Origin of the sequence: Metasolibacillus sp. FSL K6-0083 (assembly GCF_038630865.1) — a bacterium.
GTDB lineage: Bacteria > Bacillota > Bacilli > Bacillales_A > Planococcaceae > Metasolibacillus > Metasolibacillus fluoroglycofenilyticus.
Genome location: NZ_CP152046.1, coordinates 2926949 through 2942335 on the forward strand (window position 1 = coordinate 2926949; position 15387 = coordinate 2942335).

General features: G+C 40.4%; 17 protein-coding genes. 12 read left to right on the plus strand and 5 right to left on the minus strand.

Features of this window, described 5'->3' with window-relative positions; all coding sequences use genetic code 11:
- Positions 1-296 precede the first annotated feature (296 nt).
- From phnG to MHB51_RS13800, 12 genes are all read left to right on the plus strand, one after another.
- Positions 297-722, plus strand: a complete 426-nt coding sequence (phnG, locus tag MHB51_RS13745; protein WP_235616073.1) for a phosphonate C-P lyase system protein PhnG — start codon at positions 297-299, stop codon at positions 720-722.
- Positions 723-733: 11 nt separating this feature from the next.
- The gene (gene phnH / locus MHB51_RS13750) at positions 734-1306 is read left to right on the plus strand and encodes a phosphonate C-P lyase system protein PhnH (RefSeq protein ID WP_342558390.1); all 573 of its coding nucleotides are present in this window, start codon (positions 734-736) and stop codon (positions 1304-1306) included.
- Positions 1306-2394: a carbon-phosphorus lyase complex subunit PhnI gene (locus MHB51_RS13755; protein ID WP_342558391.1), complete on the plus strand. Its 1089-nt coding sequence runs from the start codon at positions 1306-1308 to the stop codon at positions 2392-2394. Before phnH ends, MHB51_RS13755 begins: the two co-directional genes overlap by 1 nt.
- A complete protein-coding gene (locus tag MHB51_RS13760; protein WP_066169340.1) occupies positions 2391-3239 on the plus strand; it encodes an alpha-D-ribose 1-methylphosphonate 5-phosphate C-P-lyase PhnJ in 849 nt (282 codons plus the stop codon). Before MHB51_RS13755 ends, MHB51_RS13760 begins: the two co-directional genes overlap by 4 nt.
- On the plus strand, positions 3236-4072 hold the full coding sequence (locus tag MHB51_RS13765; protein ID WP_066169338.1) for an ATP-binding cassette domain-containing protein: 837 nt from the start codon (positions 3236-3238) through the stop codon (positions 4070-4072). The genes MHB51_RS13760 and MHB51_RS13765 overlap by 4 nt, the downstream gene beginning before the upstream one ends.
- Before the next feature lie 51 nt (positions 4073-4123).
- Complete coding sequence (gene phnM, locus MHB51_RS13770) at positions 4124-5296, plus strand: phosphonate metabolism protein PhnM (RefSeq protein ID WP_342558392.1); 1173 nt, start codon at positions 4124-4126, stop codon at positions 5294-5296.
- Positions 5297-5302: 6 nt separating this feature from the next.
- Positions 5303-6004 (plus strand): phosphonate C-P lyase system protein PhnL, encoded by a 702-nt coding sequence (phnL, locus tag MHB51_RS13775; protein WP_066169334.1) that lies wholly within the window; start codon positions 5303-5305, stop codon positions 6002-6004.
- Positions 6004-6822, plus strand: coding sequence for a PHP domain-containing protein (locus MHB51_RS13780; protein ID WP_066169332.1), 819 nt, complete (start codon positions 6004-6006; stop codon positions 6820-6822). Before phnL ends, MHB51_RS13780 begins: the two co-directional genes overlap by 1 nt.
- A gap of 109 nt (positions 6823-6931) precedes the next feature.
- Positions 6932-8011, plus strand: a complete 1080-nt coding sequence (locus MHB51_RS13785; RefSeq protein ID WP_066169330.1) for a PhnD/SsuA/transferrin family substrate-binding protein — start codon at positions 6932-6934, stop codon at positions 8009-8011.
- Between the two features lie 80 nt (positions 8012-8091).
- Entirely contained in the window at positions 8092-8925 is an 834-nt protein-coding gene (gene phnC / locus MHB51_RS13790; protein ID WP_268807883.1) for a phosphonate ABC transporter ATP-binding protein, read from the plus strand.
- 18 nt (positions 8926-8943) lie between these two features.
- Positions 8944-9732 carry an ABC transporter permease subunit gene (locus tag MHB51_RS13795; protein WP_342558393.1) on the plus strand — a complete coding sequence of 263 codons (789 nt, stop codon included), beginning with the start codon at positions 8944-8946 and terminating at the stop codon, positions 9730-9732.
- Positions 9732-10574, plus strand: a complete 843-nt coding sequence (locus MHB51_RS13800; protein WP_342558394.1) for an ABC transporter permease subunit — start codon at positions 9732-9734, stop codon at positions 10572-10574. The genes MHB51_RS13795 and MHB51_RS13800 overlap by 1 nt, the downstream gene beginning before the upstream one ends.
- A gap of 401 nt (positions 10575-10975) precedes the next feature.
- On the opposite strand, the gene MHB51_RS13805 is transcribed toward MHB51_RS13800, so the two are convergent.
- The 5 genes from MHB51_RS13805 to MHB51_RS13825 form a co-directional block, all read right to left on the minus strand.
- On the minus strand, positions 10976-11230 hold the full coding sequence (locus MHB51_RS13805) for a hypothetical protein (protein ID WP_066169324.1): 255 nt from the start codon (positions 11228-11230) through the stop codon (positions 10976-10978).
- A 177-nt stretch (positions 11231-11407) separates the two neighbouring features.
- Positions 11408-12208 (minus strand): ABC transporter ATP-binding protein, encoded by an 801-nt coding sequence (locus MHB51_RS13810; RefSeq protein ID WP_342558395.1) that lies wholly within the window; start codon positions 12206-12208, stop codon positions 11408-11410.
- Positions 12208-13239, minus strand: coding sequence for an iron chelate uptake ABC transporter family permease subunit (locus tag MHB51_RS13815; protein WP_066169318.1), 1032 nt, complete (start codon positions 13237-13239; stop codon positions 12208-12210). Before MHB51_RS13815 ends, MHB51_RS13810 begins: the two co-directional genes overlap by 1 nt.
- The gene (locus MHB51_RS13820) at positions 13236-14270 is read right to left on the minus strand and encodes an iron ABC transporter permease (protein WP_066169316.1); all 1035 of its coding nucleotides are present in this window, start codon (positions 14268-14270) and stop codon (positions 13236-13238) included. Before MHB51_RS13820 ends, MHB51_RS13815 begins: the two co-directional genes overlap by 4 nt.
- A 1-nt stretch (position 14271) precedes the next feature.
- On the minus strand, positions 14272-15336 hold the full coding sequence (locus MHB51_RS13825; protein WP_342558396.1) for an iron-siderophore ABC transporter substrate-binding protein: 1065 nt from the start codon (positions 15334-15336) through the stop codon (positions 14272-14274).
- Positions 15337-15387: the final 51 nt, after the last annotated feature.

Below are 15387 nucleotides of genomic sequence, written 5' to 3' on the forward strand. Positions count from 1 at the left end.
ACGCCTCTATTAAAAATGGGAGGAACATTGGCTTTAGCAGCGTTCTCCTTCAGTAAAAGGGAAGCCATGAAAACATTGATTTCAATGTAGTGTCAAACAAAATGGACTTTTCGGACAACTCTAGCCCTGTGCAATCTTTGACAGGCTGAAAACGTGAACTTTAAAGTTTTTTCCGAAATATCTCTACAGCATTACAGCTTGGCGCCTTTCTTGTAAAGAGTCTTTACATATTCTTCACGAAACCTTTTCACTAGGCAGCTTGGCGACAAGTTAGGATGGTGTTGAAAGGAGCTGGCATGATGAAAAGAGCTGAACGAACAAAGTTGTTAATTGAAGTAGGAAGAGAGCTTGCATTACAACTAGCAGCTAATATTTGCGAGCAATATGAGGTGCAGGAAATTAGCCCACCAAAAGAAGGACTTATTATGGTCAAAATGCGTGAAACAGCGCAAAAATCATTGTTTTATATAGGGGAAGTATTGGTTACCGAAACGAAGGTGAGGATTGGGAATGCTTATGGCGTTGGCTTAGTGAGGGAATCTGAGCCAGAATTGTCAAAGGCATTGGCAATTATAGATGCAGCTTATAGTGCGCAGCTACCAGAAACGCTTATATGGGCGTCGCATTTTGAGGTGTTAGCTGAGCAACTTCACACGAAGCAGCAGAAAATTAAACAATCCATCGAGCGAACAAAAGTCAATTTCGATACGATGGCTACTTAAGGAGGAGCAGCATGGAAGCCGTACATTTTACACAACGTGCATTTCGTATATTGCTAAATTGTTTTGCAAGACCTGGTACAGCAGGAAAGTTGGAAAGCAGTCATACGGTGAATAACCTATATGGAGAAACGGTGACAGTCTGTAGGTCATTGCTAGACGGTGAAGTAAGCTTCCAAACAGCTAATGAGCATCGAGAAATTAATCAATCATTACGGGCATTGACAGGTGGGCAAATTGAGCCTTTAGAGCAGGCTGACTTCATTATTATTCCTCATGGTGCGGAGCGACAGCAGCTATTAAAGGCGGTTGAGTTAGCCAAAGTCGGTAATTTAATTGACCCTCAAAAATCTGCGACGATTATTATGGAGCTAGATGAGGCGACAGCAACGATTGTAGCACAGCTAACAGGTCCAGGTATTGCTACAGTAGAAAATGTGGAGCTTGCTGTATGTAAGGAATTTTTAGCATTACGTGCAAGTAAAAACAAAGAATTTCCGCTCGGTATTGACTGTATTTTTATTGAGCGTAGCGGACGGGTTATTGCTCTCCCTCGCACAACGACTATCAGTGAGGTGACGAATTAATGGCATATGTAGCGGTACGTGGTGGTGCTGAGGCGATTGAGGCATCATTAGAGCATTTACAGTATGAGCGAGTTAAAGATGGAGCCTTTGTGGCTGTTGAAACATTACAGGCGACAATGCGGGGTTTTTTAGACCAAGTGATGTCAGAGAGTAGTCTCTACAGTGAGCAGTTAGCGGCGCTTGCGATGAAGCAAAGCGAGGGCAATGTGGAGGAGGCAATTTTTTTACTACGTGCCCATCGTTCAACATTGCCGAGATTGTATTATTCAACGACTACAGATGCGCGAAGCATGTTTGTTTTACGTCGCATTTCAGCTAGCTTTAAAGATATTCCAGGTGGTCAAATTTTAGGTGCATCTCATGATTATTTACACCGCTTACTGAATTTCGATTTATTGCAGGAAACAGTAGAAGATGTAGCAGCACAAAAGGCTGAATTTGAAGCGATTGAAGTGCCAGACAATAGTGTTTTACAGTTGGAAAGATTACCAAAAGTGATGGATTATTTGCGTCAGGAAGGGTTAATCCGAGAGTTTCCTGAAAATGATGCTGAGCCAAGTGATATTACAAAGGAGAGCATAGCTTTCCCGACAAGTCGCTCCCAGCGTTTACAAACATTAACGCGTGGGCAAACAGGCACTGTTACATCGCTTGGCTATGCAGGCTTGCGCGGCTATGGTGCATCACATCCAACAGTTGGGGAAGTAAGAGTTGGGTGGCAGTCAATTCACGTTGCGTTAGATGATGGGGAAGATCCGTATTATATTGGAGCAATTAAGCTAACAGAGGTAGAATCATTTATTCCAGTGAATGTCAATGGAGAAGATAAGCAAGTAGTGGAATTTGATGTGGGCTACGGTGCATGCTTCGGTCAAAATGAAACGAAGGCAATTGCGATGTCTATCGTTGACCATGCATTAGAGGTCGGGGGAGATACAGCGATTCATGATGAGGAATTTGTGTTACTGCATATAGATACGATTGAGTCGACAGGTTTTATTTCGCATTTAAAAATGCCTCATTATGTCACATTCCAATCGAAGCTTGAGCAAATGAGGGCGATTAAAAGGGAGGGCAAAATGCTATGAGAGAAGTGCCATTCGCATTATTAGATGAGCAGTCGAAAAAGGAAATACGACGTGCGATATTAAAGGGCGTTGCGATTCCCGGTTATCAAGTCCCCTTTGCCTCGCGTGAAATGCCGATTGGGCGTGGCTGGGGAACAGGTGGCCTGCAATTGACATTGGCGCTTATTGGTAAGGAGGATACGTTGAAAGTAATTGACCAAGGAGCAGATGACTCGGTCAATGCAGTCAATATTAAAAAGCTTGTACAAAAAACAACAGGTGTTCAAACGACAACGCACACGCAGGAGGCATCGATTGTTCAATCACGTCATCGTATTCCAGAGGTGCCACTTACAAAGGAGCAAATTCTTGTATTGCAAGTGCCAGAGCCAGAGCCATTGCGTGCAATTGAGCGCAGTGAATATAAAACGAAGCGTTATCATGCAGAAAAGGAATATAGCGGCGCTTATTTAATGCTTTTTGAGCAAATTATGCGTTATAACCAAACATCACAAGGAGCCGATTATCCTGTGCTAGTAAATGGGCGCTATGTAATGAATCCAAGTCCGATTCCGCGCTTTGATAATCCAAAAATTCATCACAACGAAGCGCTTATCCTATTTGGGGCAGGGCGTGAGAAGAAAATTTATGCTGTACCCCCTTACACTAATGTGCAATCACTTGCCTTTGAGGACTATCCATTCGTAGTGGAGCAATTTGCAGGGAAAATTTGCCGTGAAACAGGCTTATCGAATGTTTTCTTAGATGAGTTAACAGATGAGGAAACAGGCGAAACATACTATTTATGTAATGATACGAGCTATATGGAAGAGGTACTGGCGCGAAAGGTGGCGGTGAAGCAATGAGGGAGCAACCAATATTACAAGTTCACAAGCTATCAAAGCAGTATGGAAAGGGCTGTAGCCATTGTCGAGGCGAGAATGTTCGGTTAGAAAAAAATTATTGTCCAGCTTGTAAAACAGTTTATGCATGTCGCGATATTTCCTTTGAGCTGTATCGTGGCGAAATACTTGGCATTGTTGGGGAAAGTGGTAGCGGTAAGTCAACTTTAATGAAGAGCTTGTATTTTGATGAGCAAATTACGAGTGGTGTTGGTTTATTAAAGGATTTTAAAGATGGTACAGCAAATATTTTCGAGCAATCTCGTCAGCAGCAACGTTTTATTCGTAATACAATACTCGGCATGGTTTATCAAAATCCCATGCTTGGCTTAAATATGGAGTTTTCTTCGATGAGTAATATTGCAGAAAAGCAAATTGCTGCAGGGAATCGTCATGTGCGCAATATGGAAAATCGCAGCTTAGAGCTACTCGGTCATGTCAATATTCCGCTTTTCCGTAGCAAGGAAGCACCTAAAAACTTTTCAGGTGGTATGCAGCAGCGGGTACAAATTGCCAAAGCTTTATCCAATAACCCACCTGTTTTATTGCTTGATGAGGTGACGACAGGGCTAGATTTATCAGTACAGGCAGATGTGCTTGATTTAATTAAGTCAATCCAACGTGAATTGAATATTTCAATGATAGTTGTCTCACATGATTTAGCTGTTATACGTATGCTTGCAGACCGCACAATTGTTATGCTCAATGGTCAGATTATAGAGCATGGCTTGACAGACCAAGTATTAGAGGACCCACAGCATGCCTATACGCAGCAGCTAGTTTATTCATTGTTATAATACCCTAGCACAAGCTGACAGATAGAAATTTAATTAATAAGGAGACTTGCCATGATTGCCATTGTAAATGGAGTGATTGTAACAGAGCAGCAATTTTTATATGACCACGTTGTCCTCATTGAAGATGCGGTGATTAAACAAATTGTTCATCAAGCGGATGTCCAGCTAGATGGAGTAGAGGTCATTAATGCCAATGGGGGTTATGTGTCACCAGGATTTGTCGATATTCATTCAGATTATATTGAAACGATTGTTAGCCCGCGTCCCAATTCAGTAATGAACATGAATATTGGCTTGCGTGAAAGTGAGCGTATTTTAATGACGCATGGGATTACAACAATCTTTCATTCATTGTCATACTATGGCGATGATAAATATTCGCATAAGGCGATTCGCAATCCCGAAAATGTGCAGAAATGCGTTGATGCTATCAGTGCCTCGCATGATGAGCCACATTTAATTCGTCATCGCTTACATGCACGCTTTGAAATTGATTCAGTCGGTCAATTACAGCAGTTAGAGGAAAATATTTTAGATGGTAAAGTACATTTACTGTCGTTTATGGACCATACACCGGGGCAAGGGCAGTATCGCAATTTAGAAATATATAAAAACATTATGCGTGGCTATCGCTCAATGACAGAGCATGAGGCAGACACGTTAATTAAAGAGCAAATTGATAAGGAAAAAATTACGTTAGAGGATATTGAGCGTCTAAGTCGTTTAGCGATTTCGCATAATATTGCCGTTGCCTCACATGATGATGACGATATACAAAAGCTAGCACTTGTTCAATCGTATGGCACGACGATTAGTGAGTTTCCAATTACGTTAGATGTGGCGAAGGAAGCGAAACGATTAGGCTTACAAACGATAGCGGGTGCACCGAATATTTTATTAGGTGGCTCGCATACAGGCAATTTAAGTGCGGCAGAGGCCATTCAGGCAGGGGTTATTCATATTATTTGTAGCGACTACTATCCACCGGCGATGCTGCTCGGTATTTTCGAGCTTTCTAGTAAATACGATGAGGACTTACACGCCCTATTCCAGCTTGTGACGATAAATCCTGCAAAAGCTGTTAATATGGGGCATGAGATTGGCTCCATCGCAGTAGAAAAAAAGGCAGACATTATCATTATTGAGCAAATGGCAGATGGCTATCCTGTTGTGACAACAACAATTGTCGACGGTAAAGTTATTTTACGAACGAATTATCGATAAGGATGTGTGAGGATGATAACCGTAGAAAATTTGCATAAAAGCTTTATGATTCATCATTTAAGTAGAACATTGCCAGCATTGCAAGACGTTTCATTGCATGTTCCCGAAGGTAGCTTTTTAGGCATTGTCGGAAAAAGTGGGAGTGGGAAATCAACGATTTTAAAAAGCATTTATCGCACATATGAGCCACAGAAGGGCAAGATTTTATTTCAATCTGAGGCGTATGGCACGATTGATTTAGTACAGGCAACAGCGCGTGAAGTCGTTTATTTACGCAAGCATGAAATTGGCTATGTTTCGCAATTTTTAAATGTCATGCCACGTACAACAGCGTTGGAGCTAGTCGAGCAATCGCTGCTTGATTTAGGCGTATCGAGGGCAGAGGCTACACCGAAGGCACAACAAGCACTAAAGCATTTTGATATAGACGAGGCGCTATGGAATAGCTATCCGAATATGTTCTCTGGCGGTGAAAAGCTCCGTTTAAATATTGCCTGTGCTATTGTGAAAGAGCCGCGTTTATTACTGCTGGATGAACCGACAGCAAGTCTTGACCAAGCATCTAAATTGAAGGTGCGAGAGGCAATTGAAAAGCTCAAAGCAAACGGCACGACGTTAATTGGTATTTTTCATGATTTAGAGTTCATGGAAGGCTTATGTGACAACGTCTTTCATATGGAAAAAATACAAGGAAAGGAGCTTGTGTAATGAAGGTTGATTTGCATATGCATAGCACATATTCGGATGGCTCAAATACGTTAGAGGAGCTTTTTCGACAAGCAAAGACAGTAGGTTTAACACATATTAGTGTCGTTGACCATGATACGGTTCATCATTTTGAAGAAGGACAGCAGCTTGCCGAGAAGTATAATATTCATTTTATTCCGGGTATAGAGATTTCAGCCTATGATTTTGAGCGTGGTCGCAAAGTGCATATGCTAGGCTATCAATTACAAGGTTCATGTGAGCATATTCGCCAGCTTTGTCAGCCATTGTTGAATCGTCGTCATGAGCATACACTTTGGCAAATGCATCAAATTCAGGAGGCGGGCTTTGCCATTACAGAGGAGCAGGCATACGAGCGTATAGCTAAAGTAAATGTGCTTTACAAACAGCATATTATGGATGTGTTAACGACTGCGTCTTTTGATTCCAAGGATTATCAAACATTGTATAGGTCATTGTTTAAAAATAATGGCGTAGCTGCCAGCGATATTCGCTATGTCGATGTATTCGCTGCATTGCGTGCGATTAAAGCAGATGGAGGTATTGCTGTGCTGGCACATCCCGGTCAACTTGATTCCTATGAAATTGCAGAGGAATTGATTAAGGAGGGGCTAGATGGTATTGAGCTAGTACATCCAGATCATAATGAACAGGATTATGAACGAATTGTAACGATGGCAAACAAGCATGGCTTATTAATGACAGGTGGCTCTGATTACCACGGTCGATATGGCACAGAAATCGCGCTTGGTAAATATACGATGCAACATTTGTATATGCCGCAATTTGTAAATGCTTAGTTAATGATTATTAAGAAACTGCTGAACTACTTTTATTATTGGCTAATTATGATTAAATATTGCATGTAGAGCACGTCTACTAAATTTTGTACGAAAAAAGGAGCATAACATGAGCAAAAAATGGATTTTACTATTTTCGATGATTTTATGTGCAATTTTTCTAGTTGCTTGTAACTCAGAGGAAGGTACATCTTCAGGTACAGTGGCTGCTAATGAATCTAATGGAAATGCAGCGAAGTCTAAATCGAATGAGCCATTAGTGATGGTATGGTATCCAAATGAATCAGGTTCTGAAATGGCTGGTGCTCGCGATGCATTCGGCAAGATTTTTGAAGAGGCAACAGGTCGCAAAGTAGAACAAAAATTAACGACAGATTATGCGATTGCTATTGAAGCGATTGCTAGTGGTAATGCACAAGTCGCTTTCATGGGTCCACAAGGTTATATCGAGGCGAACAATAAAAGCGCAGATGTGCAGCCAATCGTTGTACCTTCTGGTAGTTCAGGTACATTGGAGGATGCAGTTTATTACAGTTGGTTAGCAGTTCCAAAGGATAAAGCTGATGAATATAAGGTAAATGGTGAATTCTCAATTGATACAATTGCGAATAAAAAAATGTCATTCGTATCCGCATCATCAACATCAGGCTTTAAAGTGCCTTCTAGCTCAATCGTTGCACACTTTTCGAAACAGGATGCTTATAAATCATTGAAACAGGACGATTTAATCGAGTCCAATGCGTTATTCCCAGAAGTGCTATTTGGCGATTCTCACCAAGGTTCAGCGGTGAATATGTTAATGGAGCGTTCAGATGTGTCCGCTTTTTGTGATACATGTGTCTCAGCATACGTAGATTTAGTGGAAGGTGAACCGAATACGGCAGGTGCAGTTTACCGTGTAAAGGACGATGCAGCAGCACCGTTTAATAATTTGCCTGGTAAAGAATTTACATTGATTTCGTCTACACCTGTATTAAACTCGCCATTTGTAGTAAACACATCTGCATTAACAGCAGAAGAAATTACGAAGCTAACAGAGCTATTAATTTCGGATGAAACAGCAAATAATAAAACGATTTTCGTACCAAAGGATTCGGGGGAAATTGGTCTGTTTTCTAAATCAGCAGACGAGCGCTTTGTACAAGTAAATGATGCTTGGTTTGACCCAATCCGAAAATTGTCTGAGTAGTTCAACTAACAATCCGTGGGGGATGAGGAAAACCCCCACGGATTGAAGTTTCACTTTATTTTGATAAAGAAGGGAAGAAAATGATGCCAACGATTACGTTAGATCGCCCAGCAGAGCAAGGGGTGACGAAAGAAGCGGCAATTGTCACGCAAACTGTTTTGGAATTGCGCAATATTGAAAAAAGCTATGATATGAAAACGCTAATTATAAAAGATATTGATTTACAGTTAAAGCAAGGGGAATTTGTCTCGATTATTGGACCATCAGGTGCGGGAAAATCAACATTGCTACGTTGCATTAACCGCATGATTGAACCGACGGACGGAGACATCATTTTCGACGGAACGAATATTACACAATTAAATAAAGCAGCACTTCGCAAACAACGCACAAAAATTGGCATGGTGTTTCAGCACTACAATTTAGTTTCGCGCCTAACGGTATTTGAAAATGTATTGCATGGTCGCTTTGGCTACAAATCGACGCTACAAGGTATTTTAGGCTTGTATACAGAGGAAGAAAAAATATTGGCGTTATCCATTTTAGAGAAGCTTGGAATGAAGGACCATGTATATAAGCGTTGTGACCAGCTAAGTGGCGGTCAGAAGCAACGTGTTGGTATCGCACGAGCACTTGTACAGCAGCCGAAATTATTATTATGCGATGAGCCAATTGCTTCGCTCGACCCAAATTCTTCAAAGGTTATTATGGATCATTTAAAGGAAATTTCTCAGTCGATGGGTATAACAGTACTTGTGAACTTACATCAAGTAGATGTAGCGTTGAAATATTCTGACCGCATTATCGGTTTAAATCGAGGCTCAAAATTGTTCGACGATTTACCGAAGCGCTTAAATCAAATGGATATTCGCAATATTTATGGTGCAGAAGTAGATGAGCTTATTTTTGAATAGTGTTAGACGGAGGAAACAATGACAATGACCAATTTTTTAAGAATGAAAAAATGGAAGATGACAGGCATTATTGTGCTCTTATTAGTAATTGTGTACGGCTCTTCGATAATAACTGATTTTGATTTACTTAAAGGTGTCGCATCAATTCCCGGAACGATTACTTGGATTGCTACAAATCTTATACCCGATGCAGCAGCTATGGAAAATTTGCCAAAGGTGCTATCGCGCTTATGGGAGACGATTGTTTTATCCGTAATTGCATCAACAACAGCAGCTATATGTGCTTTCTTTTTTGCCATTTTTGGCTCTAAAACAACACAAATTAATCGTACCATAGCATTTTGTACACGCTTCATTGCCTCTGTATTTCGTAATATTCCTATTGTTGCATGGGCGTTAGTGCTAGTTATTTCATTTGGTCATAATGTGGTAACAGGCTATTTTGCATTGTTTATTTCTACATTTGGCACGTTAGTGCGTATGTTTATGGAAACAATTGACGAGGCAAGCGCAGATGGTGTGGAAGCCTTAAATGCAACGGGTGCTACTTATTTTCAAATGGTCTTTAAAGGTGTTTTACCAGATACGATGCCACAAATGCTGAGCTGGCTCTTTTATATGATTGAAACAAATATACGCAGTGCGACATTAATTGGATTATTAACAGGTACGGGGATTGGTTATTTATTCGACTTGCATTATAAGCGATTAGATTACGGTACACTTGGTTTAATTACATTGTCAATTATCATAGTTGTCATTGCGATTGAATTTGCCTCAAATAAAGTAAGGAGGATGATTTTATAATGGAGCACACATCTTTGTTGCAAGGGATTTATCTTAAAAATGGAAAAATCAAAACGCGCACAATGACAAAGGCGACAATTACGGTACGTGTGGTCATCATTTTTTTATCCATCTTTACATTAGTAGGTCCCTTTCTCTTAAAATATTCGGCAATTGATTGGCCAACAGCGCTTTTTTATACATTGGATAATTTGAAAATGATGTTTTTGCAGCCTGCCTTTAATCAAATTACCTTTGCTACAGCGATTACACAAATTTTGATTACATTGGCATTAGCTTTTTTATCAACGATATTAGGCGCAATTCTTTCTTTTTTCTTAGCAATTAACACAGCGAAAAATTTAGCGCCAGCAGGTCTGTCCAATGCGATTATTGCATTTAACTCTGTTATTCGTGCAGTGCCAACTGTACTTTGGGTATTAATTTTTGCTATCGTTGCAGGGCTAGGGGCTGTGGCGGCAGTGCTTGGGATGATGCTGCATACAATGGCTTATTTAACGAAAGCCTATGCAGAATCCTTCGAGGAAATTGAAGAAGGAACAATTGAGGCGCTGCGTGCAGCTAGCGCTAGCTGGTGGCATATTATTTTCCACTGTGTATTGCCACAATCCGCCTCCTATCTTGTATCGTGGACGTTTTTACGTTTTGAAACGAACTACGGTGTAGCTATCGCAATGGGAGCAGCAGCGGCAGCGGGGGGGATTGGCTTCGAGCTATTTATGTCCTCAAGCTTCTATTATGATTTATATGAGGTCGGCATGATAACTTACTGTGCATTGATTGTAGCGATTGTTTTAGAAATCATTGCACTGCAAATCAAAAAGCGCTTGATGGCTAGTTAGAAGAGGATGCCCAAAAAGCCAGGTGGTTGCTGGCATTTTGGGCGCTTTCGGTGATATTTTGATAAAGTGAAGCTTCAATCACTGGGGATTTTTCTCATCCCTCATTGATTGCCCGTAAATGCGGGACAAAATGTTCGCTTGTGGAAATAGAGAGCGACTTTCTTTGAAAATGTGAGAACATATGCTTTGGCGGTGTTTATTTTTCAGCAGCCTTATCTTTTATATTAAATATTTGTTGAAAATGCTTGCTCTTAGGGTGGTCGCAATGAATTATCGCTATCCTCGTCGCGAAGTAGTCATCTAAAAATGATTTTTCAGACGCCCCTTTAATGCGTTGGCAAAAGCAAACGAACTTTTAGGTATCTAGTAGAGTACCTTGCATGAACAGAAAGATTTTGCACTTACCAGAAGAACAAGGATGCTAAGGCGATACCTGCGATAGCTCCAATTGCAATGCCGTAGCCGAAGCCTGGGCGATAACCATAGCCCCAAAAGCCTAAGCTATAGCCACCAAATCCTCTGTCGGGCTCAAGCCAAACCATTCTACGGTCGACGTTCGTAATGCGTCCGACATGTACGCGTCCATCCGTATCTGTAATACGTACTCTTTTTCCATGATATTGACAGCATAAATCATATACTTCTGCTCTGCTCATAATTTTTCCCTCCTTTTTCCGTCATACATCTTAATATATGTAGAAATCGTTACTAGACATAAGCTAGTTGACTATGACAAGAAGGGATAAATATAAAAGAAGCTGTTTGAAAGATTGTGTGTTCACACGCTTTTCAAAACAACTTCTTACACTTTTTAAAATGAGTAATTGACTCAATTATACACAATGATAACGCCCAACCGGAACAATTAAAGGTGTTTTTGAAACAGGGTCTTCGATTACCATGCTATCTAAATCAAAGGTTTCTTTAATTAATTCGCTTGTAATAATACTTTGAGGTGCCCCCTCTGCAAGTAAGCGTCCGTTTTTTAATGCAAATAAGTAATCTGCATAGCGAGCAGAAAGGTTAATATCGTGTAGTACCATCACAATGGTTGTACCATATTTTTTGTTTAAATCTGTTAGCAAATCTAAAATTTCGACTTGATATGTAATATCTAAAAATGTAGTCGGCTCATCTAAAAATAAAATATCTGTTTGTTGCGCTAATGCCATCGCAATCCAGACACGCTGGCGCTGACCACCCGATAGCTCATCGATATTTCGGTCGGCAAATTCTGTAATGTTCATCATTTCAAGTGCCTCTGCAACTGCTTCATAATCTTGCTTTGACCAGCCTTTAAATAATGTTTGGTGAGGGAAGCGACCGCGTCCGACTAAATCGGCAACCGTAATACCTTCTGGTACGACAGGTGACTGTGGTAAAAGTCCTAGCACACGTGCTAATTGCTTTGGTGGCATTTGATGAATTGATTTGCCATCTAGTATAACTTGACCGCCTGTCGGTTTAATAAGGCGCGCCATCGTTTTTAATAATGTGGACTTTCCACAACCGTTGGCACCAATTATAATGCTGATTTTATTGCTAGGAATACCAATGCTGACATCTTCTAAAATCATTTTTTGTTCATAACCAGATACAATATGTTCAGCTAAAAGTGTGTGTGTTGGTTTCATTATATATCTCCCTTTCGATTGATTCGAATTAACAAGTAAATTAAGTAAGGTGCACCAATGATTCCGGTAATAACACCTACTGGATATCTAGCTGTAAATGCGAATTGACCAATTAAGTCTGCAGCCAATACTAAAATAACACCAATTAGACCGGCTGGTAGTATATTTGAAAACCCAACACCAACTAACCTTTTGGCAATTGGTCCAGCAAGGAACGCAACAAAGGCAATCGGTCCTGTCGTTGCTGTGGCAAGCGCAATGATTAATACGGAACAAATAATTAAAATAAATCTCGTTTGATTTGTGTTTACACCTAAAGAGGTAGCCGCCTGTTCACCAAGCTCAAGCATTTCTAACTGTTTTCCGAAAAATAAAAGCACAGGTGTGAAAAGAAGGACAGCAATAATTAATGGAAATAAAGTTTCCATTTTTGCCCCATTCAAACTTCCACTTAACCATCTCATTGCAGCTGGAATATCGTGTGTATTGCCAATTAGCATTAAATAAGAGATGAATGCATTCAACATTGCTTGAATACCAATTCCGATTAAAATTAATCTGCCAATTGAAAAAGAAGAGCCTTTTGATAATGCATAGATAATAAGTACAGTAGCTAATCCACCAATGATTGAAGCAAGGGACACAACAGTATTACTTGCTTGGAGGACAATAATACAAAATACAGCAGCAGCACTTGAACCTGCTGTAATACCGATAACATTCGGGTTGGCTAAAGGATTACGCAGTATTGTTTGGAAAGTATAACCACCTACACCAAATGCAAAGCCAGCAAACACGCCTGCCAGCATTCGAGGGAAGCGAATTGTACCTACAGCGAAAGAGGCTCCTTGCACATCTTGACCTAAGAGCACACGTATAACATCTTGAAGAGGATAAATCGTGTTGCCAAGCATTAGCATTGTGCCGCAAAGTATTACTGAAATAACAGTGAGCACAGACGTTGTTAGCACAAAGCGTCTTTTTCTTCGTTGTCTGCCTTCCATTATAGATTTCAATGTATTATTTATCATAACGCACGCATTTTCGCTTTCATCGTAATTAAAATTAAAATAGGGGCGCCAATAAAGGCTGTTAAAATACCAACCTCTAGCTCACCAGGACTGCCAAGAAGTCGGCCGCAAACATCTGAAAATGTTAAAATAATAGCCCCTGTTAGAGCAGACATTGGAATAATAAAGCGAATATCAGGTCCAATGACTAGGCGGACAACGTGAGTCGCTAATAAGCCGATAAAGCCAATTGGGCCTGCTAGAGCTGTGGCAGCCCCACATAAAAGAACGCCGCCTAATGCTGCAAATATTCGTAATGAACCAGTGCGAACACCTAATCCAGTTGCTACCTCATCACCAAGTGCCAAAGCATTTAATGCTGGCGCGGTAAAGAGGGCAATCACTATGCCTACTACTAAAAATGGAATAAATAATTGAATCGCATCCCAGCTTCCAGAACCGACACTTCCAACTTGCCAAAATCGAAATTGGTCCATGACATTTGTTCGAGGAATCATAACCGCAACGACTAATGAAGACAAAATAGCACTTGTAGCAGCACCTGCAAGTACAAGCTTTAATGGCGTAGCCCCGCTTGCCCCCATAGAGCCTATTCCAAAGACAAAAATAGCAGTAATAATAGCCCCTGCTATCGCTAACCATATATATTGGTTTGCAGAACTAATGTTTAAAAAAGCAATGCCACAAACAACAAAAAGGGATGCCCCTGTGTTTACCCCTAAAATACTTGGATCTGCAATTGGATTGCGCGTAACGGATTGCATCAGTGCCCCAGAAACACCTAATGCCGCCCCACACATTAAACTAAAAATTGTTCGGGCGATTCGTTGTCGAACAACATTGGCCTCATGGGACTCGACGTCAGGATGGAATAATCCATCCATCAGTCCAGCCCAGCCAATTGTACGAGAACCGAATACAAGTGAAGCAATTATACATACCGCAAGTAAAATGATAAGAAGTATCAAAACCTTACCAAAATGTTTAGGAGCAAATAACTGCTTATTTTCGGTAGCTTGTAACTTATTCATATTATTTCAGATTTTTTGCTACGTCTGAGATTAATGTTAAATATTCATCAATTGTATAGGCAATTGATAGCGAGCTCGGTGTACCGGCAGCAGCAAGCGGTGTATTGTCACCGACTACAACAACACTACCATTTTGAATAGCAGGTACTTTTCCTAAAATAGGGTCAGCTTGTAAAGCAGGTAAAGTTGTATCATCACCATAAACAATAAATATTTCCACATCTGATAAAGCATCTGCATTTTCAGCACTTAATTCAATATAGAAGCTGCTTTTATCTGCAATTTGATTTGTAATGCTTTCAGGGTACTCCATACCTAACTCGATTAAGAACTCACCGCGTGGGTCAGCTGGCGTATATACATAGAATTTTGATAAGTCAGTTGCATTAAACATAGCGAACGCAGCTTTTTTACCTTTAATGTCAGCGTGTTGGCTTGCTTTATCTTGGATTAACTTCTCAGTATCCGCGATTAATTGTTTACCTTCTGCTTCCATCCCCATCCCTTTAGAGTTTAACTCAATTTGGTCACGCCAAGAAGTCACCCAAGGAATTTCTTTATAGGCAACAACAGGCGCGATTTGGCTTAGTGTATCGTAATCTTCCTGTGTAATACCAGAATATGCAGCAAGAATAACATCAGGGTTAGAGTCAGCAATCGCTTCAAAATCTAAACCGTCCGTATCTTGATAGATGTTTGGATTTTCTTCGCCAAGCTCTTTTAACTTTTCAGCAGTCCAAGGAAGCATACCGCTACCATCCTGCACACCGTAGTTAGCTGCTGAGAAACCTACTGGAACTACACCTAGTGCTAATGCAACATCATGGTTTGACCAAGCGATTGTCGCTACACGCTCAGGTTTTTCTTTAATAACTGTTTCGCCGAAAGCATGTTTAATTGTAATTGGATATTGTTGACCGTCCGTAGCTTCAGATGGATTATTTGTTACTTGTTCTTCTTCTTTTGCAGGTGTTTCCTCGTTTGATGAATCAGCACATGCAGCTAAAACGAAGACCATTGCCGACATAAGCATTAATAAGAACAAGGAATTTTTAATTTTTTGCATTTTATTTCCCTCACTTAATTTTCTAAGTTGATAATGAGAATCTTTATCACT

Excerpts from the sequence above, each read along its gene's own strand:
- MHB51_RS13755 (WP_342558391.1), top strand. The coding sequence starts at position 1,306 with ATGGCATATGTAGCGGTACGTGGTGGTGCTGAGGCGATTGAGGCATCA.
- MHB51_RS13795 (WP_342558393.1), top strand. The coding sequence starts at position 8,944 with ATGACAATGACCAATTTTTTAAGAATGAAAAAATGGAAGATGACAGGC.
- MHB51_RS13780 (WP_066169332.1), top strand. The coding sequence starts at position 6,004 with ATGAAGGTTGATTTGCATATGCATAGCACATATTCGGATGGCTCAAAT.
- MHB51_RS13800 (WP_342558394.1), top strand. The coding sequence starts at position 9,732 with ATGGAGCACACATCTTTGTTGCAAGGGATTTATCTTAAAAATGGAAAA.
- MHB51_RS13820 (WP_066169316.1), bottom strand. The coding sequence starts at position 14,270 with ATGAATAAGTTACAAGCTACCGAAAATAAGCAGTTATTTGCTCCTAAA.
- phnC (WP_268807883.1), top strand. The coding sequence starts at position 8,092 with ATGATGCCAACGATTACGTTAGATCGCCCAGCAGAGCAAGGGGTGACG.
- MHB51_RS13815 (WP_066169318.1), bottom strand. The coding sequence starts at position 13,239 with ATGATAAATAATACATTGAAATCTATAATGGAAGGCAGACAACGAAGA.
- MHB51_RS13760 (WP_066169340.1), top strand. The coding sequence starts at position 2,391 with ATGAGAGAAGTGCCATTCGCATTATTAGATGAGCAGTCGAAAAAGGAA.
- MHB51_RS13805 (WP_066169324.1), bottom strand. The coding sequence starts at position 11,230 with ATGAGCAGAGCAGAAGTATATGATTTATGCTGTCAATATCATGGAAAA.
- MHB51_RS13810 (WP_342558395.1), bottom strand. The coding sequence starts at position 12,208 with ATGAAACCAACACACACACTTTTAGCTGAACATATTGTATCTGGTTAT.
- MHB51_RS13765 (WP_066169338.1), top strand. The coding sequence starts at position 3,236 with ATGAGGGAGCAACCAATATTACAAGTTCACAAGCTATCAAAGCAGTAT.
- phnH (WP_342558390.1), top strand. The coding sequence starts at position 734 with ATGGAAGCCGTACATTTTACACAACGTGCATTTCGTATATTGCTAAAT.
- MHB51_RS13785 (WP_066169330.1), top strand. The coding sequence starts at position 6,932 with ATGAGCAAAAAATGGATTTTACTATTTTCGATGATTTTATGTGCAATT.
- phnG (WP_235616073.1), top strand. The coding sequence starts at position 297 with ATGATGAAAAGAGCTGAACGAACAAAGTTGTTAATTGAAGTAGGAAGA.
- phnM (WP_342558392.1), top strand. The coding sequence starts at position 4,124 with ATGATTGCCATTGTAAATGGAGTGATTGTAACAGAGCAGCAATTTTTA.
- MHB51_RS13825 (WP_342558396.1), bottom strand. The coding sequence starts at position 15,336 with ATGCAAAAAATTAAAAATTCCTTGTTCTTATTAATGCTTATGTCGGCA.